At 60.1% G+C, this 23,569-nt stretch carries 24 protein-coding genes; 11 read left to right on the top strand and 13 right to left on the bottom strand.

Annotation, left to right across the window (positions count from 1 at the left end):
- Positions 1-38 precede the first annotated feature (38 nt).
- Positions 39-1,763 carry a SulP family inorganic anion transporter gene (locus tag HPQ64_RS10725; protein WP_172888324.1) on the top strand — a complete coding sequence of 575 codons (1,725 nt, stop codon included), beginning with the start codon at positions 39-41 and terminating at the stop codon, positions 1,761-1,763.
- A 2-nt stretch (positions 1,764-1,765) separates the two neighbouring features.
- Here HPQ64_RS10725 and cutA read toward each other — a convergent pair whose 3' ends face one another.
- Positions 1,766-2,092, bottom strand: a complete 327-nt coding sequence (cutA, locus tag HPQ64_RS10720) for a divalent-cation tolerance protein CutA (protein ID WP_172888323.1) — start codon at positions 2,090-2,092, stop codon at positions 1,766-1,768.
- Positions 2,093-2,155: 63 nt separating this feature from the next.
- Here cutA and HPQ64_RS10715 point away from each other — a divergent pair, with 63 nt between their 5' ends.
- From HPQ64_RS10715 to HPQ64_RS10705, 3 genes are all read left to right on the top strand, one after another.
- On the top strand, positions 2,156-2,938 hold the full coding sequence (locus tag HPQ64_RS10715) for an NAD kinase (RefSeq protein WP_172888322.1): 783 nt from the start codon (positions 2,156-2,158) through the stop codon (positions 2,936-2,938).
- A gap of 152 nt (positions 2,939-3,090) precedes the next feature.
- Positions 3,091-3,642 (top strand): response regulator, encoded by a 552-nt coding sequence (locus HPQ64_RS10710; RefSeq protein WP_172888321.1) that lies wholly within the window; start codon positions 3,091-3,093, stop codon positions 3,640-3,642.
- Between the two features lie 149 nt (positions 3,643-3,791).
- Positions 3,792-4,307: an Hpt domain-containing protein gene (locus HPQ64_RS10705; protein WP_172888320.1), complete on the top strand. Its 516-nt coding sequence runs from the start codon at positions 3,792-3,794 to the stop codon at positions 4,305-4,307.
- 81 nt (positions 4,308-4,388) lie between these two features.
- Here HPQ64_RS10705 and HPQ64_RS10700 read toward each other — a convergent pair whose 3' ends face one another.
- Positions 4,389-5,552 (bottom strand): DUF2336 domain-containing protein, encoded by a 1,164-nt coding sequence (locus HPQ64_RS10700; RefSeq protein ID WP_172888319.1) that lies wholly within the window; start codon positions 5,550-5,552, stop codon positions 4,389-4,391.
- A 153-nt stretch (positions 5,553-5,705) separates the two neighbouring features.
- Entirely contained in the window at positions 5,706-6,866 is a 1,161-nt protein-coding gene (locus tag HPQ64_RS10695; RefSeq protein ID WP_172888318.1) for a lytic transglycosylase domain-containing protein, read from the bottom strand.
- Between the two features lie 247 nt (positions 6,867-7,113).
- Between HPQ64_RS10695 and HPQ64_RS10690 the strand changes: the two genes are divergently transcribed.
- A complete protein-coding gene (locus HPQ64_RS10690; RefSeq protein WP_172888317.1) occupies positions 7,114-7,575 on the top strand; it encodes a MaoC family dehydratase in 462 nt (153 codons plus the stop codon).
- A gap of 3 nt (positions 7,576-7,578) precedes the next feature.
- On the top strand, positions 7,579-8,460 hold the full coding sequence (locus tag HPQ64_RS10685; protein ID WP_172888316.1) for an HpcH/HpaI aldolase/citrate lyase family protein: 882 nt from the start codon (positions 7,579-7,581) through the stop codon (positions 8,458-8,460).
- Positions 8,461-8,465: 5 nt separating this feature from the next.
- Here the strand turns inward: HPQ64_RS10685 and HPQ64_RS10680 are convergent, their stop codons facing one another.
- Both HPQ64_RS10680 and HPQ64_RS10675 read right to left on the bottom strand, forming a co-directional pair.
- Positions 8,466-9,068, bottom strand: a complete 603-nt coding sequence (locus HPQ64_RS10680) for a flavin reductase (RefSeq protein WP_172888315.1) — start codon at positions 9,066-9,068, stop codon at positions 8,466-8,468.
- 8 nt (positions 9,069-9,076) lie between these two features.
- On the bottom strand, positions 9,077-9,661 hold the full coding sequence (locus HPQ64_RS10675) for a nitroreductase family protein (protein ID WP_172888314.1): 585 nt from the start codon (positions 9,659-9,661) through the stop codon (positions 9,077-9,079).
- Positions 9,662-9,899: 238 nt separating this feature from the next.
- Here HPQ64_RS10675 and HPQ64_RS10670 point away from each other — a divergent pair, with 238 nt between their 5' ends.
- On the top strand, positions 9,900-10,967 hold the full coding sequence (locus HPQ64_RS10670) for a hypothetical protein (RefSeq protein WP_210260149.1): 1,068 nt from the start codon (positions 9,900-9,902) through the stop codon (positions 10,965-10,967).
- Positions 10,968-10,988: 21 nt separating this feature from the next.
- Here HPQ64_RS10670 and HPQ64_RS10665 read toward each other — a convergent pair whose 3' ends face one another.
- The 4 genes from HPQ64_RS10665 to groES form a co-directional block, all read right to left on the bottom strand.
- Entirely contained in the window at positions 10,989-11,825 is an 837-nt protein-coding gene (locus HPQ64_RS10665) for a lysophospholipid acyltransferase family protein (protein WP_172888313.1), read from the bottom strand.
- 146 nt (positions 11,826-11,971) lie between these two features.
- On the bottom strand, positions 11,972-13,912 hold the full coding sequence (gene thrS / locus HPQ64_RS10660; RefSeq protein ID WP_172888312.1) for a threonine--tRNA ligase: 1,941 nt from the start codon (positions 13,910-13,912) through the stop codon (positions 11,972-11,974).
- 321 nt (positions 13,913-14,233) lie between these two features.
- Positions 14,234-15,868 carry a chaperonin GroEL gene (gene groL, locus HPQ64_RS10655; RefSeq protein WP_172888311.1) on the bottom strand — a complete coding sequence of 545 codons (1,635 nt, stop codon included), beginning with the start codon at positions 15,866-15,868 and terminating at the stop codon, positions 14,234-14,236.
- A 54-nt stretch (positions 15,869-15,922) separates the two neighbouring features.
- Positions 15,923-16,237, bottom strand: a complete 315-nt coding sequence (groES, locus tag HPQ64_RS10650; RefSeq protein ID WP_172888310.1) for a co-chaperone GroES — start codon at positions 16,235-16,237, stop codon at positions 15,923-15,925.
- A gap of 367 nt (positions 16,238-16,604) precedes the next feature.
- On the opposite strand from groES, the gene HPQ64_RS10645 reads away from it, so the two are divergent.
- Positions 16,605-16,877, top strand: coding sequence for an usg protein (locus tag HPQ64_RS10645; protein ID WP_172888605.1), 273 nt, complete (start codon positions 16,605-16,607; stop codon positions 16,875-16,877).
- Between the two features lie 21 nt (positions 16,878-16,898).
- Here HPQ64_RS10645 and HPQ64_RS10640 read toward each other — a convergent pair whose 3' ends face one another.
- Both HPQ64_RS10640 and HPQ64_RS10635 read right to left on the bottom strand, forming a co-directional pair.
- Complete coding sequence (locus HPQ64_RS10640; RefSeq protein ID WP_172888309.1) at positions 16,899-17,801, bottom strand: LysR substrate-binding domain-containing protein; 903 nt, start codon at positions 17,799-17,801, stop codon at positions 16,899-16,901.
- A 99-nt stretch (positions 17,802-17,900) separates the two neighbouring features.
- Positions 17,901-18,803 carry a LysR family transcriptional regulator gene (locus tag HPQ64_RS10635; protein ID WP_172888308.1) on the bottom strand — a complete coding sequence of 301 codons (903 nt, stop codon included), beginning with the start codon at positions 18,801-18,803 and terminating at the stop codon, positions 17,901-17,903.
- Positions 18,804-19,432: 629 nt separating this feature from the next.
- Between HPQ64_RS10635 and HPQ64_RS10630 the strand changes: the two genes are divergently transcribed.
- Positions 19,433-19,999, top strand: coding sequence for a Spy/CpxP family protein refolding chaperone (locus HPQ64_RS10630; RefSeq protein ID WP_172888307.1), 567 nt, complete (start codon positions 19,433-19,435; stop codon positions 19,997-19,999).
- Between the two features lie 92 nt (positions 20,000-20,091).
- Here HPQ64_RS10630 and HPQ64_RS10625 read toward each other — a convergent pair whose 3' ends face one another.
- Both HPQ64_RS10625 and HPQ64_RS10620 read right to left on the bottom strand, forming a co-directional pair.
- Positions 20,092-20,757: a DsbA family oxidoreductase gene (locus HPQ64_RS10625; protein WP_172888306.1), complete on the bottom strand. Its 666-nt coding sequence runs from the start codon at positions 20,755-20,757 to the stop codon at positions 20,092-20,094.
- A 144-nt stretch (positions 20,758-20,901) separates the two neighbouring features.
- Positions 20,902-21,666, bottom strand: a complete 765-nt coding sequence (locus HPQ64_RS10620) for an SDR family oxidoreductase (RefSeq protein ID WP_172888305.1) — start codon at positions 21,664-21,666, stop codon at positions 20,902-20,904.
- A 146-nt stretch (positions 21,667-21,812) separates the two neighbouring features.
- Between HPQ64_RS10620 and HPQ64_RS10615 the strand changes: the two genes are divergently transcribed.
- The gene (locus HPQ64_RS10615) at positions 21,813-22,868 is read left to right on the top strand and encodes a class I SAM-dependent methyltransferase (RefSeq protein WP_172888304.1); all 1,056 of its coding nucleotides are present in this window, start codon (positions 21,813-21,815) and stop codon (positions 22,866-22,868) included.
- Complete coding sequence (locus tag HPQ64_RS10610) at positions 22,865-23,566, top strand: pseudouridine synthase (RefSeq protein ID WP_172888303.1); 702 nt, start codon at positions 22,865-22,867, stop codon at positions 23,564-23,566. The genes HPQ64_RS10615 and HPQ64_RS10610 overlap by 4 nt, the downstream gene beginning before the upstream one ends.
- The last annotated feature ends 3 nt before the right edge of the window (positions 23,567-23,569 follow it).

Raw genomic sequence — 23,569 nt, 5'->3', positions numbered from 1 at the left:
ATCGTCATATCAGAAGCAGGTTTGCAACGAGACAGGCCATGGATGCAGGCAGCGCGACACGCCGCGGCGATGACAACCCCGGCTTTCTTGAACTCTTCACACCGAAGCTGGTGACCGTGCTTCGCGAAGGATACGGTCTCAAGGACCTTCACGCCGACGCCGTCGCCGGGCTCACCGTGGCGATCGTCGCGCTGCCCCTTTCAATGGCCATCGCGATCGCATCCGGCGTATCGCCGGACAAGGGGCTGATCACGGCGATCGTCGGCGGTTTCTTCGTCTCCGCTCTTGGCGGCAGCCGGTTCCAGATCGGCGGCCCGGCGGGCGCCTTCATCGTGCTGGTGGCAGCAACCGTGGCGCGCCACGGCCCGGACGGACTGATCCTCGCCACCATGATGGCCGGCGCGTTCCTGCTCACCATCGGCTTTCTCAGGCTCGGCACCTATATCAAGTTCATTCCCTTCCCCGTGACCGTGGGATTTACGGCCGGCATCGGCATCATCATTTTCGCAAGCCAGATCAAGGAGCTGCTGGGCCTCACGCTCAATGGCAACGAACCGGGCCCGATCCTTGAGAAACTTCCGGTTCTCTGGGCGGCGCTTCCAAGCTTTTCACCCTCGGCATTCGCGATCGCGACCGCGGCGGTGGCGACGATTCTGATCCTGAAGCGGTTGCGCCCGAACTGGCCGGGAATGCTGATCGCCGTCGTGGGCCTGTCCGCGGTCACCGCGCTGTTCGCGCTTCCCGTCGAGACGATCGGCAGCCGGTTCGGCGGCATACCGGCCGGACTGCCGGCACCCCATTTACCGGAAATAACGCTGTCGCGGATGCAAGCGCTCCTTCCGGATGCGATAGCCTTCGCGCTGCTGGGCGCGATCGAATCCCTGTTGTCCGCGGTGGTGGCCGACGGCATGACGGGACGCAGGCACAGGTCCAATTGCGAACTCTTCGCGCAAGGCACCGCCAACATCGCATCGGCTCTCTTCGGCGGCATCTGCGTTACGGGCACGATCGCGCGCACGGCAACGAACGTGCGCGCGGGCGGGCGAAGCCCAATCTCTGGCATGCTTCATGCCGCATTCCTGCTGGCGTTCATTCTGGTCGCCGCGCCGCTTGCCGCCTATATCCCGCTGGCAGCACTTGCCGGCGTGCTGGCGATCGTTGCCTGGAACATGATCGAGAAACACGCGATCGCGGCTCTCGTTCGCGGCGCGCGAGGCGATGCGATCGTCCTTGCAGTGACCTTGCTGCTCACGGTTTTCGCCGACCTGACGGAGGCGATCGTCGTCGGCGTCCTGCTCGGTTCGGTGCTCTTCATAGATCGTCTGGCGCGCACGATCGCCATCGACCATCACATGGCGTTCTCCCTCGACGATGTCAGCGATACTGCCGACGGCGGAAGAACGACCTATGATGCAAGCCTTGCCACGGATCCCGATATCGTCGTCTACCGGATATCAGGAGCCTTCTTCTTCGGCGCGGCGTCCAAGGTCGGCACTGTTCTCGACAGGATCGCCGACCGGCACAAGGCACTGGTACTGGACTTCCACGACGTACCTTTTCTCGATTCGACTGCCGCGGATACCGTGGCGGGCGCCGCCCGGAAAGCTGCCGCGAAGGGGGTTAGGCTGGTGATTTGCGGCGCAGCACCACACGTGCGCCATGAGTTGCACCGCCATGGCGTCGCGCCACCACAGGTCCGCTTTTTCCAGACGCTCGACAAGGCGCTTTCCCATATCCGGCGCACGACAACGAAAAGCGGCTGAGGTTAACCGCCCGACGTTTCGGCGCGGATCCAGCCGAGATAACTTTCCGCCCCGCCACGGGCGGCGATATCGACCATCGCAGGCTCATCGTAAGGATGCAGCTCAGCAATGCGCCCCCTCACCTTCGCGGCATTTTCAGCCGTCGTCTTGGCTATGAAAACGACCTCCCCGGCTTCCTCCATCTGGCCTTGCCAGCGATAGACCGAACGCATGCCAGGCCAGAAATTGACGCAGGCTGCCAGTCGCTCGCCAACAAGAACGCCGGCCACCTCGCGCGCGGCCTCTTCGTCAGGAAACGTGGCATAGATCAATACGATGTCGCTCGTCATGGCTATCTCCGAGGATTCCCATTTTCAACACAGCGTGATACTCCCTCATCAGGGAGAAACCGCATGAACTCCAGTTTGGAACGTATCGAGACATTGGCGTTCATCGCCAGTCCGACCGACGATGCGCAAGTCGCACGTGAGGCGCTGGAAGGCCGATATGGATCGCACGACCTCAAGAAGGCCGATTGTATCGTGGCGCTCGGCGGCGACGGCCTCATGCTGCAAACGCTGCACCGCTTCATGAATTCCGGCAAGCCGATATACGGCATGAACCGGGGTTCCGTCGGCTTTCTCATGAACGACTACGACGAAAGCGGCCTGCTGGAGCGGATACGCAAAGCTGTGACGACCGAGCTTCACCCCCTCGTGATGGAAGCGACCGACATGAGCGGACATGAGCATGCAGCACTTGCGATCAACGAGGTTTCGCTCCTGCGCCAGACGTACCAGGCGGCCAAACTGAAAATTTCGGTCGATGGACGCGTGCGCATGGAAGAGCTCGTCTGCGACGGCGTTCTGGTAGCGACACCTGCCGGCAGCACAGCCTATAACCTGTCCGCTCATGGCCCCATCCTCCCTATCGAGGCGCAACTCCTAGCGCTGACGCCGATCAGCGCATTCCGGCCAAGGCGCTGGCGCGGCGCGCTCCTGCCAAACCGCGCGCGCGTGGATATCGAAGTTCTGGAAGCCGAAAAGCGACCGGTTAGCGCAGCCGCAGATCACACGGAAATCCGCCAAGTGACCCGGGTCAAGGTTTACGAGGACCCGAAGAACTCGAGCCTGATCGCCTTCGACGACGGACACGGCTGGGACGAACGGATATTGAGTGAAATGTTCCGTTACTGAATAGCAGAATACTATGTTATTAGACCGGTGATAAAACGTAAATACTATACTCAATTCTTCTCATTTCCTTAAGGAAGATGTCGTATTCTCTTAAAAAGAGATGAGTAGGTAGTGCGAATAATATTACCAATCACCGAAAGAACACGCTCGCGATGAACTATCTTCGGGTTGACCTTTCGAAGATCACTGCAATGGTGGTGGACGACAATGTCCACATGCGCAGGATCCTGCACACCGCTTTGGATGGGCTTGGCCTGCGCAATATCGTGGAGGCTGTGGACGGCATCGAAGCCTGGGAATTGTTTCAGAAAATCGGGCCGGACATCGTTCTGCTCGACTGGCGCATGCCGTTTCTAAACGGCGCCGAGTTGACTCGCATGATTAGAAAGAGTCCCCGCCCGGAGTGTTTTGTGCCGATCATCGCCGTCACCGCCTATTCCGAAAAGCGGCATATCATTGCCGCGCGCGACGCTGGTGTGAATGAAGTGCTGTGCAAGCCGATCTCGACGAAGGGTCTTTATCTCAGGATCGCGAACTGCGTGCTCAACCAGCGCGAATTCATCCGCACCAAAACCTTTTTCGGCCCGGACCGGCGCCGTTTCAAGGCCACGAACTACACGGGAGAGGAAAGACGCGGCAGCCCGATGCTGGATCGTTACGAACTGGATCAGCCCGGCCCGATCCTGCGCACCGGCACAAGGTGACCCTGCCCTCCGGAAGCAGGCCAAATGCACTTCCGCGGGAATTTGCGAGAAGGGACAAGCCGAAAAAGTGGACAGCCTATATAATCAATCAACTTTTATGCGATTCTATGGTCTTATCCGGATACCAGCGGTTCCTTGGGACATACGAAATGGCGGGCGACAACGCGAACGAAACACCGGACTATGAGGTGGTGAAGCCACCGCGCGACCTGCGCGCGAAGGTCCGGGTACTCGACGAACGGGAAGCGGCCCGCTTCGATCCGGTCAAGGCGGCGGAAGAAGCTCTCGAGAGCCTGTCTGCCGAGTTCGACCGCTGGATGGGCGACGAAGTGCAGACGCTTTTCGACGCCTGGGCGAAGGCGGCGGCCAGAACCACCATCACCGCCGATGCAGGCGACGAACTCTTCCGCGCCAGCCACGACATCAAGGGGCAGGCGAGCACGCTGGGCTTTCCCCTCGTCGGCGCCATTGCCGGAAACCTATGTTATCTGCTGGAGAGCGTGAAGCCGGTCCAGGATGTACCCAAGACATTGCTTCAACAGCATGTCGATGCCATCCGCGCCATGGTCGCCGAACGGGCGACGGATGAAAACCGCACGGCAAAAGCGCTTGTGGAACGGCTTGCGGACGTAACGGACGATTTTATCGCCCAACGGAGTAGCTGAACCGATTGATGCAAGGCCGCCCCGATTCAACGCGCGGGCGGGCATCCGCAGGAAACCCGTTTCAACGACAGGGGCTGAACGTCAGGCCGCCAACGTGCGATCGACGAAAGCGCGGGCAGCCTCGCGCGCGGTTTCCGTCGCGACCCGCCGCAGCATCGCCAACAGGTCGTCAAGCTCGTTACGGTCGAAATCCTCGTAGCGGGTGAGTATCCGCTCCACCATGCGCCGCGTCGTCAGCGGATCGCCGGGCACGAAATCATCACGCAGCTCGCGCCAGACCTCGATAGCGATCAAAAACGCCCGATGGGTGCGCGGCGGAAGGCCGGATTTCGACAAAAGTGCCCTGAGCGCCCCCATTCGTCCTGCCCCAACAATGTCGAACACACGCGAAAGAGGTACATCCGTCAGCCGCGCCAATGCCGCCTCAAACAAACGGATGTTGCCGGCGCAAACCGCGCGCAACAGCAAGGCCGCCGTCAGTTGCTCGGATACCCGCAGATGCTCGACGAGCGCCTCCGCCTCCTGAGCCGTTGCATCGCAAGCCATGGCGACCGTCGCCCTCTCACGCGCTTCCACCACCGCCTGCTCGATGCGATCCTGCGAAAGGCCGCTTTGCACCAGCGGATGCGTGGAAAGCATGTCCCCCAATCTCTTCACGAGCATCTGGCGGATATTGATCGGGGTATCGCCGCGCGCCATCAGAGCATTGCGCAAGGCCGCCACATCGCCGTGACGCTCCACCATGCGGGCCATGCTGAATTGCGCGATCCTCGCATCCTCGTTTTCGACGAGTGCGATACATGCGTCCAGCGCGCCCACTTCTGCGATAGCCGCGGCCACGGCGGCCGAAAGGCCGGCACGCCGCGCTATCGCGACCTGGAGACGGTCTTCCACCGAAGCCGCGTAGTCGACCAGTTCGATGTCGAGAACGACGGGCGACTGCCCAAGCACGATCTCCGCGATTTCCGCCAGATCGTTGGCGAGGGCGAGAACGATGTGACGCGGCGCCTCTTCAGCCCCTGCAAGCGCCCAGGCAAGCGAACGGCGAACATCGGGCGAATGATCGTCAAGCAGGATCGTCATCGCCGCTTCCGCGGCTTGCCTGTCGTCCTCGCTCATATCCGAATAGAGCCACGCCCGTGCAAGCGCGCTTGCCGCCTCCGCGCGCCGGGGGTCTGGAGCTGTACGTACCCAACGAAGGAATTCCTGAACGATCATGACGTTCCACAGTCCCGATGCGAGCACTTTTCTTCTGGGTAGTCACGGGGCATCACAGATACTGACGTAACGGAATTCTAATGTCGCACGACAGACCTTGCCCGTGATTGACTTTAACCATAACGCAACAGAACTTAACGATTGGTTTACCATAACCGAGCAAGGCGAAGTTTATCCTGATCAGATAGGCGGCAGGATTTCTTCAGGTTCCCGATAAGGCTCATAGCGCAAGAAGGCGGTTAAATTCAGGGGTTTCTTCGTCGGCTGCTGAGCGAGCGTGGAGGCGTGAGCATTCGTCGGACCAAGAACGTTTTCCACGAAGACGGCAGCGCCCTGGTGATAAGGACCCGCTCCAGATTCAAGCCCCGCCAACGGGCGTGAGCGAGGCACGCCAACCGGCCGCAGAGTGGAAAATGACCTCTCATCCGCTGAAGAGACAGCGGGCGCCGACCCGAAAAATGCTGTTTCCTGAGCCGCCTCCTGAACGTGATAAGCATCGAGAAAGCTCGCGCCCAAACCGTCGGCCACCGCCTGCGCCCTGTTCTGGAAAAGCGCATGAAATGGCGAAGAGGCTTCCGCAGTGGCCGACCAGGCTGAAAGGACCCGGCTTGCGGGATTACCGTCACCCGGAGCCGCTCCAAACCCCAGTGCGAAATCCGTGAATTGCTCTTCCCTGGCCGCCGGCGCGGAAACATGCCCTTCCCGTGCGGCTGCAAGCCGCGTCGCATCCGGGGCATGCTGGCGCACGAGAACGCCGTAAACTTCATCGATCGTGCGGGCGCTACCGTCCTTGTTGTAGAAGATCGCCCTGTTGGCGCGCGCCTGTTCGGAGAAAATTCGGTCGGCCCTGGTGTCGGGGGCGCTTTCCGCCAGGGTGATCAGACGCTCCGCCCCATGAGCGCCCAGAAAATGAGCAATATAAAGCTCTCCGTCCGAAGGCGCCCGGCCGATCGTAGCCGTCAGATATTCGGCGTTCTTGCGGGTAAATTCGCCGGCGAGGCGCGAGGCGACCTCCACATTATCGCGAAGAGCGAGGATTTCCCGCCGCAGGTCCGGGTCTTCCACATAGGGTTTGCCGGAGGCCGTCAGCTCGATCTTGTCGGCATACTGGCCGAGCCCATGCCGGGCTCCGGCATCCTTCACCGTTTCAAGCCATGTGCTTTCGATGAACTGGAACAAGCCGGACGCACTTGAAGTTTCCGCTTTCGCATCGATATCGAAGCCGGATTCGCGGCGGGCGGTACGCACGAGATAATCGAACGACGTTCCCGTCGTCGTGCTCGCAGCTTGAAAGGCGTGTTCGATGCGCGCGGCAATGCTGGCCGTTTCGCCAATCTTCATGCCAACCTCCTTCAGCCTTTTACCCTTGATCGATCGGCGGATTCGTAAGCAATTGGAAGCTCCGCGGACAGTGGGACTCATCAGGCTGCCAAGCAGGGTCGGCCATTTACGGTTAATGGGCAGTTAATAGTTCTCAAGAGCAGTTGCGTTTTGCCAGAAGCAAACGTTAATGCGGCGAACGATATCGATGAAGTGAAGTCGGATCAGCGGTTTCTCGGCTTCTTGATGACCGTAGGGGAGGCAAAAAATGCCGGGTTTGTATTTCGATGAATTCGAAGTCGGGCATGTTTTTCATCACACGCTGACACGCACCGTCACGGAAATGGACAATATGCTCTTCTCCAACCTCACGCTGAATCCGCAGCCGCTTCACATCGACCGTCATTTCTGCGAGACGCAGACGGAATGGGGCCAACCGCTGATGAACAGCCTTTTCACGCTGGGCCTCATGATTGGGATCTCGGTCAACGATACGACGGTTGGCACCACGATCGCCAATCTCGGCATGAGCGATGTAAAATTCCCCAAGCCGCTCTTCCAGGGCGACAGCGTACACTGCACGACGGAAGTGATCTCGAAGCGGGAGTCGAAATCGCGACCCGATGCCGGCATCGTCGAGTTCGAGCACAAGACGTTCAACCAGCATGACGAACTGGTTGCCATATGCCGGCGTCAGGCCTTCATGAAGAAGAAACCCGTTGGAGGCTGAGACATGCGTTCGCTGCTGTTCGTGCCGGGCGACAGCCCGAAGAAACTGGACAAGGCGCTCTCATCGGGCGCCGACGTGCTTTTGATCGACCTTGAGGATTCCGTTTCAGCGAACAATAAACCGCAAGCTCGCAAGACGACGGCGGAATTCCTGAAATCGAACATCGCCGAAAGCCGCCGCCCGCGCCTGTTCGTGCGCGTCAACGCCTTCGACACAGGGTTGACGGACCACGATCTGGAGCAGGTGATGCATGCGGCACCGGACGGCATCATGCTGCCGAAATCGATATCGGGCGCCGATGTCGCCCATCTCGACGGCAAGATCGGCGTGCAGGAAGCGATCAACGGAATTACCGACGGCAAGACCGAGATCCTCGTGGTTGCCACGGAGACCGCGGCCTCCGTCTTCAACCTCGGCAGCTATGGCGGCTCGAGCCCCCGGCTGCAGGGCATGACATGGGGCGGCGAAGACCTTTCGGCCGATATCGGCGCGCTTGCCAACCGCGACGAAAGCGGCGCCTATACGGATGTCTACAGGTTGGCACGTGCGCTCTGCCTGCTTGGTGCGGCTGCAGCCGGCGTCCAGCCGATTGATTCCGTTTTCACGAACTTCCGCGACGAAGAAGGGCTGAAACAGGAGGCAAGTGCGGCCCTTCGCGATGGCTTCACGGCGAAAATGGCGATCCACCCCGCACAAGTTCCCGTCATCAACGAGGTTTTCACGCCTGGCGACGGCGAGATCGAGAAAGCTCAACGCATCGTCAAGACTTTCGCCGATGCGGGCAATGCAGGCGTCATCGGCCTTGACGGGGAAATGCTGGACATGCCGCACCTGAAACGCGCGGAAAAGCTTCTGGCAAGGGCGCGGGCCGCCGGAAAAGCTTAAGTCTGTCAGACCTTCGGGCGCCGCATCTGGAAAACTTCCTCAACGGCGGCGTAGTCCATATAGCCGAGACGCGAGATCGTCTTGACTTTTGTCACGTCGAAACGGCCGTCGACGATCGCATCGTCGGCGATATGGATACCGACGACCTGACCAAGCACGATCCAGGAATCGACCTCCCGCCCGTCGAGCGCGCGCGGGCGGACCGTCTGGAGATAGCGGCATTCCAGCACGGCCTTCGCCTCGGCCACATGGGGCGACTTGACCAGCCGCGAGGGCGCCGCAGTCAGCCCCGCCTTTTCGAACTCCGAAACGCCATGCTCGAAAGCTCCGGAGGACATGTTCATCGCCTCCTTCAGGTCGAGCGTGGCAAGGCTGCAGGTGAAATCTCCACATGCTTCGATGTTGGCGGCGGTATCCTTGAAGCCGCTGGAGGAGAAAAGCACCATCGGCGGGTTATCGGCAACGGCATTGAAATAGCTGTAGGGAGCGAGATTGGGCCGGCCTTCGGCATCGAGCGAGCCGATCCAGCCGATCGGGCGGGGCGCCACGATCGCCTTGAAGGGATTGTGCGGCAGGCCGTGATCGTTCTTGTCGGTTTCGTAGAACACGTTCTTCGTTACTCCCCGGTCCACATACTTACGATTTCGGAAAGATCCGGCCGCGGGCGTTCGGCGGGCTGCGCGGTGGGACGGCCTATATAGATGAAACCCGCGAAACGTTCGCCCGTATCGAGCCCGAAGAGGCTTGCGACATCAGGGTCGAAGGCAAGCCACTCCGTCAGCCATTGCGCCGCGAAACCGGCCGCATGCGACGCCGTCAGAAGATTCATGCAGACCGCACCCGCGGAAAGCTCCTGCTCCCAGAGGGGGATTTTCGGATGCATCGCCGCCCTGCTGATCACCGCGACGACAAGCGGCGCGCGCGAAAAGCGCTCAAGCTCCTGCCTGCGCATATCACCGTCAAGCGGGCCGTTTTTCTTCTCTGCGATTGCGGCAAGCCGCTCCCCCGCGCGAACGCTGGCATCGCCGCGGAACACGAGGAACCGCCAAGGTGCGAGTTTGCCGTGATCTGGCACGCGCGATGCAGCCGTCAAAAGCGCATTCAGCGTCTCATCGTCGGGTGGTGGGCCTTCCAGAGAAACCGCCGGGTGAGAGCGCCTTGTCAAAAGCAGGCGCAGCGCATCGCTTGTCTCTTGCGTCATTTTGGTCCTTCATGTGGCGGGCAATGCCCCCCTTAAACTTTGCGGAAGAGGTAAACGACTGGTCGCCCTTGTCAATCGCACGGGCGCGCACAACCCGTTCAAACAGTGTTCACCGCCTTCCCGATAAGTGCCAAATGTGGGAGGGGGACTTGAAATCGCCCAAGTTTTGCGGCCACAAAGCAGACAGACTAAAGCAAGCAGAACCAGCGACCAGCGCGACGACCGGGAGACGGGGCGGATGACGGCCAACGCCGGCAAAAAACTGAATGGCCTATTTGCATCGATCGTACTCGGGTTCGCCCTTCTTGTGTCCCCCTTTGCCGCAGCCGAGGGCGATGTGCTGCTGCCCCTGCCAAAGCCGGATGTCGACAGCATCGATGAGAGCGCCGACAAGGCCCTGCTGGAATCGATCCTGGACGGCCCGCCGCGCCCCGCACTGACGACGACCGTTACCCCTTATGCTCCCTCCACACTTCCCGATGCCGGCCCCTTCAGCGAATTTGGCGATGAAGGGGCGCTTTATCTCGTCGCGAAGCTGACGGAAGACGGCAAGCCGCTTTCACGCGGAGTGGCGTGGCGCGTATATTCCGAGCCCGGGGAGGGCGATGGCAAGCTGGAGATGGTGGCTTCCGCTGCTGGAGGAGACGCGGAATTCCGGCTCGATCCGGGCTCCTACCTCGTTCACACGGCATACGGCCACGCCGGGACGACAAGCCGCATCACGGTGACGAAGGGCGTCGATTCCCGCACCATCATCCTGAGCGCGGGCGGGTTGCGTCTCGACGCGGAACTTGCCGACCATCTGCCGATCGATTCCGGCACTGTGTCCTTCGACATCTACGAAACGGAGTTCGACGCGCGGGGCGAACGCAAGATCGTGGCAAGCAATGTGCGACCGGGCGAGATCGTGCGCCTGAATGCGGACACTTATCATGTCGTCAGCCGCTACGGCTCGGTCAACGCGGTGGTGCGCGCCGACATGCGTGTGGAACCCGGCAAGCTGACGGAGGCGACCGTCTATCACAACGCCGCGATGATCACGCTGAAGCTCGTCAAGGAGGAAGGCGGCGAAGCTCTCGCCAACACCTCATGGTCGGTGCTGACACCCGGCGGTGACGCGGTTGTGGAGGCCACCGGCGCGTTCCCTTCCTTCGTGCTTGCATCCGGCGAGTATCATGTCGTGGCGCGCAACAACAACACCAATTATTCCCGTATCTTCAACGTGGAAACCGGGCTCGACCGTGAGGTCGAGGTTATCGCTTCCAAGGGCATCGGCGAATTGTCGGACAGCAGCCTCGGGCGGTAACAGGCCGGCCATGCATTACACTCATCTGCGGTGACCGGCCACACTGCCGCGCTCCAGGTCCATCACCCGTTTTTGCAGATAGTCGATCACCGCCTTCTGATCGCCCAGCATCGACACATCCTCATAACGGATAGGCTCGCCGACACGCAGCGAGATGACGGAGCCGACGATACGCCGGAATTCCCGTACCAGAAGGGAAAGCCGCAACGTCAGCGAAAAGCGCGAGACGAAATGGAAAAGCGGAGAGTTCTGACCCTCGAAATAGATGGGAAGCACCGTCGCCCTGGCCGAGCGTATCATCTTGGCCGTGAAGGTTTTCCAAGGCAGTTCTTCCGCCCGGCCGAATGGCCGTCTGGCCGTCGCCACACCGCCGCCGGGGAAGACGATGATCGTCACGCCCTCCTTCAAGAGACGCAGCGCCTCCTGACGCGTTTTCATGTTGTTGCGAAGCGCTTCCTCCGTCTCCTCGAAATCGACGGGCAAGGAAAAGGGCCTGACTTCCGGAACCTTCAAAAGCTCGTTGTTGATCAGGATGCGATAGGGCCGGTCGAGCTGCTCGGCGAGCGAAAGGATCGCCAGGCCATCGCCGATCCCGAACGGGTGGTTGGCGATCATCACCAAAGGTCCGTCGGGCAGGTTCTTCGGCGGCCACTCGCAGTCAGCGGTTGCAACCTGAAGATTGATCAGCTTCAGAAGATCGCCCCAAATGGAGACGCTTTCGGTCGCGATATGATCGCGCCATTCACGATAGAGCGCCAGAAGGCGCCTGCGGCCCGAAAGGCCTTCGACCGCTCGTATAAGGCAGCGCTTGGCCCAAGGCTGTGCCGGGTTGGCATAACTTAATTCGGTGTAGTCCAAGGGCGTCTCGCTTGCGAAGGGAATGCGGCAATCAGCAGGCGATATAGCCTCATCCGCATAACAGGCTTACGACAGACAACCGAAGAATGCCCGCCGCGATTGCTTCACGGCGGGCACAATTTCTTGATCTGGCCAGCAGGCAGATTTCAAGCCTGCTTCAGATCCGGTGGCGTCGCCTCTTCCACCAGCGCATCGATGGCTTCGCTCAGGCCGTAGGACTTCTGGTCCTTGGAGCCAAGACGGCGCATGTTGACCGTGCGCTCCTCCGCCTCGCGGCGCCCGCAAACGAGAATCACCGGCACCTTGGCAAGCGAATGTTCGCGGACCTTGTAGTTGATCTTTTCGTTGCGGAGATCGATCTCGGCCTTCAATCCGGCTTTTTTCAGGTGCGCCACGACATCGCGGGCGTAATCGTCCGCCTCCGAGGTGATGGTAGCGACCACCACCTGCAACGGCGCAAACCAGAGCGGGAAATGCCCGGCATAGTTTTCGATCAGGATGCCGAGGAACCGCTCCATCGAGCCGCAGATCGCCCGGTGCACCATGACCGGCGTTTTCTTCTCGCCGTCCTTGTCGACGTAGAAGGCGCCGAAACGCTCCGGCAGGTTGAAGTCCACCTGCGTCGTGCCGCATTGCCACTCACGGCCGATGGCATCCCGCAGGGTGTATTCGAACTTCGGGCCGTAGAACGCGCCCTCGCCTTCCAGAACACCGGTCTTGATTCGCCCGCCAGACTGCTCCTCGATCATCTTCAAGACGTCCACCATGACGGCTTCCGCGTGATCCCAGGATTCATCCGAGCCGACACGCTTTTCAGGCCTCGTGGAAAGCTTGACCACGATTTCGTCGAAGCCGAAATCGGCATATGTCGACAGGATCAGGTCGTTGATCTTCAGGCACTCTTCCGCCAGTTGCTCCTCGGTGCAGAAGACATGCGCATCGTCCTGCGTAAAGGCGCGAACGCGCATCAGCCCATGCAGAGCGCCCGAAGGTTCATAACGCGAGACGGCGCCGAACTCCGCCAGACGAAGCGGCAGGTCACGATAGCTCTTCAGCCCGTGCTTGAAGATCTGCACATGTCCCGGACAGTTCATCGGCTTGATGGCGAAGACACGTTCGTCCTCGGTCTCGGTGACGAACATGTTCTCCCGGTACCAGTCCCAATGGCCTGAAGTTTCCCAAAGCGCCTTATCAAGGATCTGCGGTGCGTTCACTTCCTCATAGTCGGCTTCAAGGCGACGGCGCATGTAGCTGACGAGATTCTGGAACAGCGTCCAGCCCTTGGCGTGCCAGAAGACGACACCCGGCCCCTCTTCCTGGAAATGGTAAAGATCCATCTCGCGCCCGAGTTTGCGGTGGTCGCGTTTTTCCGCCTCCTCCAGCATGTGCAGGTAGGCCTTGAGGTCGTTGTCGTTTGCCCATGCAGTGCCGTAGATGCGCGTCAGCATCTCGTTATTGGCATCGCCGCGCCAATAGGCGCCGGCAACCTTCATCAGCTTGAAGGCTTGCCCGACCTGGCCGGTGGAGGCCATGTGCGGGCCACGGCAAAGGTCAAGCCAGTCTCCCTGGCGGTAGATCTTGACGTCCTCGCCTTCGGGAATGGCGTCGACGAGCTCTACCTTGTAGGCCTCGCCCTTCTCGCGGAAATGATGCTTGGCCTGATCGCGTGACCACACCTCCTTGGTGAAGGGGGCGTTGCGCTGGATGATCTCGCGCATCTTCTTCTCGATGGCCGGCAGGTCCTCGGTCGTGAAGGGCTGATTGCGCTTGAAGTCGTAATAGAAGCCGTTTTCGATCACCGGGCCGATGGTCACCTGCGTGCCGGGCCAAAGCTCCTGCACGGCCTCGGCCATCACATGGGCGGCATCGTGGCGTATAAGCTCCAGCGCGCGCGGGTCGTCGCGGGTGACGATCTCGATGCGGGCATCGCGGTCGATTACGTCGGAAAGATCGCGCAACTCGCCATCAAGCGCTACCGCAACCGCCTTCTTGGCGAGCGACTTGGAAATACCTTCGGCGACATCCCGGCCTGTGATGCCGGGTTCGAATTCGCGCGATGAATTGTCGGGGAAAGTCAGTTGGATCATCTGGTCCTCTCCGGCTCACTCCTGCAGACGAGGCAGGTAAGCGGTGTGGTCACTCGTTATTTCGATGCGGCGAAGGCTTAAATGAAAGTGCTTTCAAGGTCCACCCGCGAAATGCCACAGGCGGTTCCCGCAATAAAGAAAGGGCGGCCCGAAGACCGCCCTCCCGTATTTCGTGACGTTTAGGAAAATCTGAAGTCCATGCCGCCACCCGACGTCGGCATTTGCCGACTTCGGCTCATTCCTGATGATCGTCGGCTTTATGGACTTCCTTTTCCGCGAATAATCTTGTCCGAAAAGTCTGCGGCTTTCCGGGATTATTCGTCAGAAGTCCATGCCGCCCATGCCGCCCGGCATGGCCGGAGCCGCTCCTTCCTTCTTCGGCTTCTCGGCGATCATGGCTTCGGTCGTGATGAGAAGGCCGGCGATGGACGCGGCATCCTGGATCGCGGTGCGCACGACCTTGGTCGGGTCGACGATGCCAGCCTCGTACATGTCGGTGTACTCACCGGTCTGAGCGTTCCAGCCGGCGGCGTAGTCGGCCTTCTCCAGAAGCTTGCCGACGATGACGGAGCCGTCCGCACCGGCATTCAGGGCAATCTGGCGAGCCGGAGCTTGAATCGCGCGGCGAACGATGTCGATGCCGGTCTTCTGGTCGGCATTCGCCGTCTCCACGCCCTCAAGCGCCTTGAGCGCACGAAGCAGCGCGACACCGCCGCCCGGAAGAATGCCTTCCTCGACGGCCGCACGGGTCGCGTGCATGGCGTCATCCACGCGGTCCTTCTTCTCCTTCACCTCGACCTCGGTCGCACCGCCGACGCGGATCACCGCGACGCCGCCGGCGAGCTTGGCAAGACGCTCCTGCAGCTTCTCGCGGTCGTAGTCGGAGGTGGTTTCCTCGATCTGCGCCTTGATCTGGGAGACGCGGGCGTTAATGTCTTCCTTAGCGCCAGCGCCGTCGACGATCGTGGTATTTTCCTTCTCGATCACGACCTTCTTCGCCGTGCCGAGCATGTCGAGCGTCACGTTCTCAAGCTTGATGCCGAGGTCTTCGGATACGGCCGTGCCGCCGGTCAGGATCGCGATATCCTGCAGCATGGCCTTGCGGCGGTCGCCGAAGCCCGGCGCCTTGACGGCGGCGATCTTCAGGCCGCCGCGCAGCTTGTTGACCACGAGGGTGGCAAGAGCCTCGCCTTCCACGTCCTCGGCGATGATGAGGAGCGGGCGGCTGCTCTGCACGACGGCTTCCAGAAGCGGCAGGATCGCCTGCAGATTCGAAAGCTTCTTCTCGTGGATCAGGATGTAGGGATCCTCAAGCTCGGCGCGCATCTTCTCCGAATTCGTGACGAAATAGGGAGAGAGATAGCCACGGTCGAACTGCATGCCTTCGACGACGTCAAGCTCGGTCTCGAGCGACTTGGCTTCCTCGACGGTGATCACACCCTCGTTGCCGACCTTTTCCATCGCCTTGGCAATCATGGCGCCGATTTCCTCGTCGCCATTGGCGGAGATCGTGCCGACCTGGGCGATTTCGCTGTTCGCGGTCACTTCCTTGGCGTTCTTGCGAAGGTCTTCGACGATCGCATTGACGGCGAGGTCGATGCCGCGCTTCAGGTCCATCGGGTTGATGCCGGCGGCAACCGCCTTGGTGCCTTCCTTGACAATCGACTGGGCGAGAACAGTCGCTGTGGTGGTGCCGTCACCGGCGAAATCGTTCTGCTTGGAGGCGACTTCGCGCACCATCTGCGCGCCCATGTTCTCGAACTTGTCCTCAAGCTCGATTTCCTTGGCGACCGTCACGCCGTCCTTGGTGATGCGCGGCGCGCCGAAAGATTTATCCAGAACCACATTGCGGCCCTTCGGGCCGAGCGTCACCTTCACCGCATCGGCGAGGATGTCGACGCCGCGCAGCATGCGGGTGCGGGCATCGGTAGAGAATTTCACTTCCTTGGCAGACATGTTTCGTCACTCCTAAAGACGTAACGATGTTGAATCCAGTTACAGGTGAGGCGATTAAGCGGCGGCCTTGCTGGCGGCAGCGCCCTCGACCACACCCATGATGTCGCTTTCCTTCATGATCAGAAGGTCTTCGCCATCGATCTTGACTTCGGTGCCGGACCACTTGCCGAACAGCACACGGTCGCCGGCCTTGACGTCGAGCGCGACAAGCTCGCCAGCCTCATTGCGAGCGCCGGGACCAACCGCGACGACTTCGCCTTCCTGCGGCTTTTCCTTGGCGGTGTCCGGAATGATGATGCCGCCCGCGGTCTTTTCTTCCGCATCGATACGGCGGACCACGACTCGGTCATGCAAAGGACGGAACTTCATGAAGCTTCCTCCAACAAAATCAGTTAGTTGACTGATATGCCCGCCTCCTCGCGGACGACGGGCGAGTTTTATTTGGGAAGGGCGACAAGCCTGTTCAATACCCTTCGGGCAGCTATTTAGCACTCTTTTTCGAGAGTGCTAACAAAAAAACGCAAAGCCTTCCGGAGTTGGCCCACCGAAGACTGACATTGCCCTTTCAGCAGGCGAGGCCCCGCCCATGTTTCACAAGCTGAGAAATCTGGCAGCACTCACCAATATTTGCTGCTATCTATATGATTTCAAAAAGCTTTTATATTACACACGCTTGTCTGTCCAATTGTTTCACGGCAAAATTGGTGAGTCGTTTAACGATCATGGAGGACGATGGATGCAGGTTTCATCGGAATTCAAACGCCAGCTTGACGGCTACGGGATCACCACGGCCCAGATCCTTTATCGGATGCCGGATCACCGGGCGCTGTTCCAGGAATTCATCTGGCAGCAATACGATATTTTTCCGGATTTTCCGGAGCTTTCGAAGTTCCTTGCATTCTGGCAGCGAAAGATCGAAGGACCACTGCATTCGGTGACAGTTGCGCACTCGCGCCTGATAAAACCGCAGGAACTCAAGACCATCGACGGAGAATACCGGCTTCAGTAAGAAGCCGGAAGGCGCCCGTCATCAGGCTGCCGAAGGGGTGTAGCTTATCTGCGCCTGGCGCTTCAGCCAGGCGACAAACTTCTTGAGCGGCTCGCGAATCGGGCCGGGTCGGCGCACGAGGAAATAGCCAACCGGCTCATCCTGGGCACTATCCTCGAACAGGCACACGAGGCGACCTGCACGAAGATCATCTTCCACGAACATCCGCTTCGTGTTGACGATGCCTTGCCCGTCGCGCGCCGCCTGCAGAAGCAGATAAGCAGGCAGATGCGTGATGTTCGCCTTGTTCGTGACATCGACTCCGCGTGCGGCAAGCCAGACGCCGAATTCATCGGCCACCAGGTCCTGCAGCCAGGGATAGTCCAGAAGATCGGCAGGCCGGCTTATCTCCCGCCCCTCGACCAGGCCTGGTGCTGCAACCATCACGTATTTCGACTTGAACAGAAGCTCGCTCTCAAGGCCCGGCCACACCCCTTTGCCGAATCGGATCGTGAGATCGAATCCATCGCGCTTCAAATCGGCAACCTTGGGCGAGGCGTGAAGCTTCAACTCGATTTCCGGGTTTTCATCGCGGAATTCCCCAAGCCGCGAGACGAGCCAGCCCGATGCGAAAGCCGGTGTCACCGAAACGTGCAATGCGCGGTTGCGATCCCCGTTCAGAACGTTCATCACGCTAGCGCGGATATTTTCCAGGCTTTCCGATAATGAGGCGGCAAGCTCCTCACCCTCCGTCGTCAGAGCAATGCCGCGCCCATTCCGATAGAGCAGCGGTATGCCGAGACGCTCCTCCAGCCGGCGCACCTGCTGGGCGACCGCCGCATGGGTGACGTTCAATTCCCGCCCTGCCGCGCTGAACGACCCGTGCCGGGCCGCCGCTTCGAAAGCGCGCAACACAGAAAGCGAGGGCAACCCTTCCCAGCCCATGAGACTCCTCGGCAAGTTCGTGGATGGCAGCTTTTTCGCAAGTCACAGCCGAAATGGCAAATCACGGCCTGCCGAGTTAGCGGATCGCGATGGCAGCATTCAAATGCCAGGTACGATATCACCCGCTTTCGCCTGCCGCTTGAGCCAGGCGTAAAAGAGCTTGAGCGGCTCGCGCATCGGCCCTGGACGGCGCACCAGGAAATATCCGACCGCGTCCTCCCCCTTCCCTTCCTCGAATAAGAGGACGAGGCGGCCTTCCCGGATGTCATCGTCAACGAATAGGCGGGAGGTGTAGGCCACCCCCTGCCCTTCGCGGACCGCGGACAGGATCATATGGCCCGGCAGATGGGCAATATCCCGTTTGGATCCCGCCTCAACGCCCTTTGCGCGCATCCAGGCAGCGAATTCTTCAGTGCCTAGTTCTTGCAGCCAGGGAAGCGCCGCAAGGTCAGCCGGTTGTTCGATCTTCTTCCCCGCGATCACGGATGGAGCCGCAACAAGCACGTAATTGCTTTTCAGGAACATCTCGGCGTCCATGCCGGGCCATTTGCCGGAACCGAAACGGATCGCGAGGTCGAAGCCGTCACGCTTCAGATCGACAACCTGCGGCGAGGGATTGAGCATCAGCTCGATATCCGGATTCTCCGCTCGAAAAGCACCGATCCGTGGCATCAGCCAGCTCACAGCGAAGCTCGGCGTCAAAGAGACATGCAAGGGCCGGTCGCGATCCGTATCGAGGATTTCCTCAACGCCCGAGCGGATGGTTTGCAACCCCTCCGAAAGCGCTGCAGAAAGCTTCTCACCCTGCTCGGTGAGCGCGATACCACGGCCTTCACGATAAATCAGCGAAACGCCGAGGTGCTCCTCCAACCTTCGCACCTGCTGGGCGACCGCGACGTGCGTGACGTTCAGTTCCCTCCCCGCAGCACTGAAGGATTTCTGGCGGGCGGCGGCCTCGAAAGCCCGCAGGATCGAAAGCGACGGAAGACCTTCCCAACCCATCTGAAACACCAGCTTACATATCGGAACAATTGCTTCCTCGCATTTTGCGCACAAATTGGCAAGGTATAGCCAATCGCACATGAAAGCGGAGTTTGACCGATGTTAAACGTTCTGGCTGGCACACTGATGGTTTCAAGCCGTATGGACAGCTTCGTCCATGAACGCAAAATCCCAAATGCGCCCACCGCGACCCCGCGCAACCGTTTCGGCCTGCGCGCTGCCGCAAGCAGGCATACGAGCTAGGGTTCCGGCCCTGGGGATGAACTGTCGGGGGACGGTTTATCCAGTTGCTGCAAGAACCTCACAGCCTCTTTGTAGCAATCTCCCCGGACTTGGCACCGTTCCCGAATTGCCGGGCAACGGTGCTTTTTTATTCTGATTGGCGCTTCTGCTGCCACCTGCGTCAAATAATCGGCAAGGGCATTCGTTCCTTGCGCTCCAGAAACGAAGGGCGTCCCATTCAAGATGGAAGCGGGAACGCCCTGAATGCCGCGCTATAGAAACGCCGCCGACCGTGCGAACGATATGGAGAACGGGCTTCGCAGTTGACATTCGTCAATGCGACCCGCGTGCTTAAACGATTAAATTCCGCGGAGTTCAACTCTTGATACTCCAAGGAGCTTTGCGAGATGAAACGCCCGCTAATCGCAGTATCTCTTGCCCTTGCGGTGGCGGTCGCCGCACCGCTGGGCGCACAAGCGCAAAACCGAGACGGCGGCTGGGGACCGGGACAGGGCTACGGACGCCACATGATGGGCGGCTGGGGCATGGGCGGCCCGATGATGGGCTATGGCGCCGATGCCTATCTCGACCGGATCGACGGACGCCTCGCCTTTCTGAAGGCGGAACTGAAAATCACTGAAGAACAATCAAAGGCCTGGGATGAGCTTTCAACGGCCGTTCGCGATACTGCGGAGACGCATAACGCCATGATGCGAAGCATGATGGAGGATATTCGCGACGGGAAAATCGACGAGATGACGCTTCCCGATTTTCTGACGCTGCGGCTAACGCACATGGAAGCGCGCCTTGAACAGATCAAGGCAATCAAGGGTGCCGTCGACAATCTCTATTCGGTGCTGCATGAAGATCAGAAGCAAATAGCCGACGAAATCGTTCTACCGGCAGTCGGCATGGGCGGAATGATGGGACGCGGCTGGGGAATGGGGCGCGGCCCCGGATGGCGCTGGCAATAGTCTTCCAACGAACTTCCCGCCCGAGCGACGATTGCTTCGGGCGGATAGCTTTATTGTTCGACTTCAGTGGGGGACAGACGGATGCCAAATGGCTATGCGGCTTCCTCTTTGGAAACCTGCGTCAGCACCTCGGCAAGCGCATCCGCTCCTTGCGCGCCGGAAACAAGATACTTCCGGTTCAGGATGAACGCCGGCACGCCCTGAATGCCACGTTCGATCCAGAAACGCTCTTCCTGCCGCACCGCATCGGCATAGCGGTTTTCGTCCAGAACCTTGCGCGCTTCCTGCTCGTCGAGCCCGACACGCCCCGCAGCGGCAGCGAGGACATCCGGATCGCTTACATCCTCGCGGTTGGTGAAGAAGGCGGAAAAAAGTTCAAGCTTGAGTTCGTTCTGCTTACCTTGTTCTCCCGCCCAGTGCAGCAGCTGATGCGCCTGGAACGTATTGTACATGCGCATGTCGTCGGTATAGCGGAAGGCAAAGCCAAGATCGGCTCCGATATTCGTCAACCTCTCGCGCGCGGCCACGCTCTGCTCCGGCGTGGTGCCGTATTTCTCGGCGATATGCTCTCGCAGGTTTTGCCCTTCGCGCGGCATCTGCGGGTTAAGCTCGAAAGGGTGCCAATGCAGCTCCACATCGACACCGGATTTGCCGATCGCCTTTTCCAACTGCTTGTAGCCCACAATGCACCAGGGGCAGACGACATCGGATACCAGGTCGATCCTTATCGTGGTTGAACCGGTCTCGTTTTCGCTCATGAAATGCTTCCTTCAAATCCAGGGTCCTGGCAGCCTCTACGGGTCGTCTGAGCCACAATCTCACCACCAATCTATCAGTAGATAGTTAGATTCACCAGTGCGGAAACGCGTGAAAAAAGCGCCGCCACCACCGGGCTTCAAGGCTCAATCGATCAATCCGACGCGCCGACGAATATCTTCATCACGCAATGAAACATCGACACCCGCGAACTCTTGTGCATCGCCAGTGCAAAGCCACGCGATCGCCCGGCCGACCCACGACGGATCGATATGAACGGAAGGGTCAAGCTGGCTGACGGGATTGATGCCCGACGCCTTGATCGCCTTTTGCATGTAAGTTGCGACAGTGCCGGGGCTAAGGCCCACGACGCGAACGCCAGTGCCTTTCATTTCAAGGTCGGCAGCACGGGTCAGCATATAGGCCGCCGCCTTTGCCGAGCAGTAATGGCTCCAACCTTCCAACGCGTTATGTGCGGCGCCCGAACTGATGTTGACAACGACACCGGAACCTTGCGCCTTCATATGCGGGAGCGCCGCGCGCAGCCCATTATAAACGCCCTTGTAGTTAATATCCGCCGCCCTGCTCCATTCTTCCGGATCGGACTCGATCAAAGGCCCGATCGGGTCGATTACGCCCGCGTTGTTGACCAGAAAATCGATGGTTCCGAACGCGTCGCGGCATTGGTTCACAGCCGCCTCGACATCCGTGTAGCTGGAGACATCGCAGGTCACGGCCTCCGCGTTGCCACCGTTCGCCTTAATTTCCGCCACAAGATCCTCGATCTCGGAGCCCGTACGCGCGGCGAGGACGACCGACGATCCCGCTTCGGCGAAGACGCGGGCGGCGGCGGCACCTATTCCGCGGCTGGCACCGGTTATCAGAACGGCTTTTCCGGCCAGATCCTGCATGAACGAACTCCATTTCGGGCATATCTTGGCGAACAGGGGATTGCGCAGAATAAAGAACCGCAGGCACAAAAAGGCAACCGCCCGTCGCGAATTCCGTACAGACCATCAAGACATGCGGACCGCAGTAGGCTATATCCGCGCAAATCATGACCGATCCCCTTCTCAAAACGCTGTTCCTGCCGTTTTCGACCGGCAGGCTCGACTGGCCGGGAGATGCCCCCGCGCTGTTCCTGCGTGCCCGCGCGGACGCAGGCCTGGATGCTGTCGGCCAGAAAAGGCTGGTCTGCGTGCAAAGCTTCCGCCCACATGCGGACGCGGTCGCAAAAGCGGGCTTCAGGGTTGAACCGGCACTGCCGGAAGATGACACGCGATATCCGCTGGTTCTGGTGCTGCCGCCGCGCCAACGCGAGGAAGCGCGCGCGCTCCTGGCCGAAGCCCTGTCGCACACAATGGAAGGCGGCGTGGTGGTCGCCGCCCAGCCGAACACGGAAGGTGCGAAGACGGGCGAGAGCGACCTGAAAGCGCTCGCCGGCAACGTCGAGAGCCTTTCCAAGAACAAGTGCAGGGTCTTCTGGACAACCGCGGAAGAAGCGCGACAAGATACGAAACTGCTTCAAGAATGGCGGTCTCTCGACACGCCACGCCCGGTCGTCAATGGACGGTTCATGTCCCGCCCCGGCGTCTTCGCGTGGGACAGGATCGACCCCGGCACGGCGCTTCTTGCCAAACATCTGCCGCAAACGCTGTCGGGTCACGCCGCAGACCTCGGCGCCGGCATCGGCGTCCTGTCCGTCCTGCTGCTCGCGCGGTGTCCGCATATCACCTCACTCGATCTCTATGAAGCGGAAGCGCGCGCACTCGATCTGGCGCGTGAAAACCTGCTCCATACACAAGAGGACGGTGGCCCGAAGCTTGGATTCCACTGGCATGACGTGACCAGAGGGCTGCATTCGGGGCCTTACGACGTCATCGTCATGAACCCTCCATTTCACGAAAGCAGGGCCTCGCGTGCCGATATCGGCCAGGCCTTCATCCGCGAGGCCGCCAAGGTACTGAAACCGGGCGGCCGCCTTTATCTGGTTGCCAACCGTCAGCTTCCCTACGAAGCGACGATCAAGGAACATTTCACGAAGAGCGAAGTTCTTGCCGACGAAGCCGGCTATAAGGTTATCGCCGCGACCAGGAGCGGGCGAAAAAGATGAAGCTCGTCAGGCATATCGCCAATCTCGGATACGGCAGCCGCAAGGACGTGCAACGCCTGATCCGGCAAAAACGCGTTACCGACAGCGCCGGACGCCCCCTTTCCGATCACGAGTTGATCGCGCACGACGAAATACGCATTGACGGAGAGCCGCTCGACCCGCCCCAGGGCAGCGTTATCCTGCTCAACAAGCCCGTTGGATACACCTGCTCCGCAGCCGATCAGGGTCACATTGTCTACGACCTTCTGCCGGACCGCTTCCGCCATCGCAAACCGACGATGTCGACCGTCGGCAGGCTCGATCGAGACACATCCGGCCTGCTGCTCCTGACCGACGACGGCACGCTGCTCCACAAGATCATCTCCCCGAAGTCGCATGTTCCAAAGGTCTATGAGGTCACGCTCGCGCGCCCGCTTGAAGGAAACGAAGGCGACGTCTTCGCCTCCGGCAGCCTGATGCTCAAATCGGAAAAAACGCCGCTCTTGCCAGCCGAACTGGAAGTAACGGGCGAAAAGAGTGCAAGGCTGACGCTTCGTGAAGGGCGCTATCACCAGATCAGGCGCATGTTCGCCGCCGTCGGCAACCACGTTGAGGCACTTCATCGTTCAAAGGTCGGCAACCTGACACTGGATGGGCTTGAGGAAGGCCATTGGCGACTTTGCGACGAAAGCGATATCGAGAAATTATTGCCGTCCTGATTT

This window comes from Hongsoonwoonella zoysiae (assembly GCF_013266695.1).
Lineage (GTDB): Bacteria > Pseudomonadota > Alphaproteobacteria > Rhizobiales > Stappiaceae > Hongsoonwoonella > Hongsoonwoonella zoysiae.
This window is presented reverse-complemented; position numbering and strand designations above follow the sequence as displayed.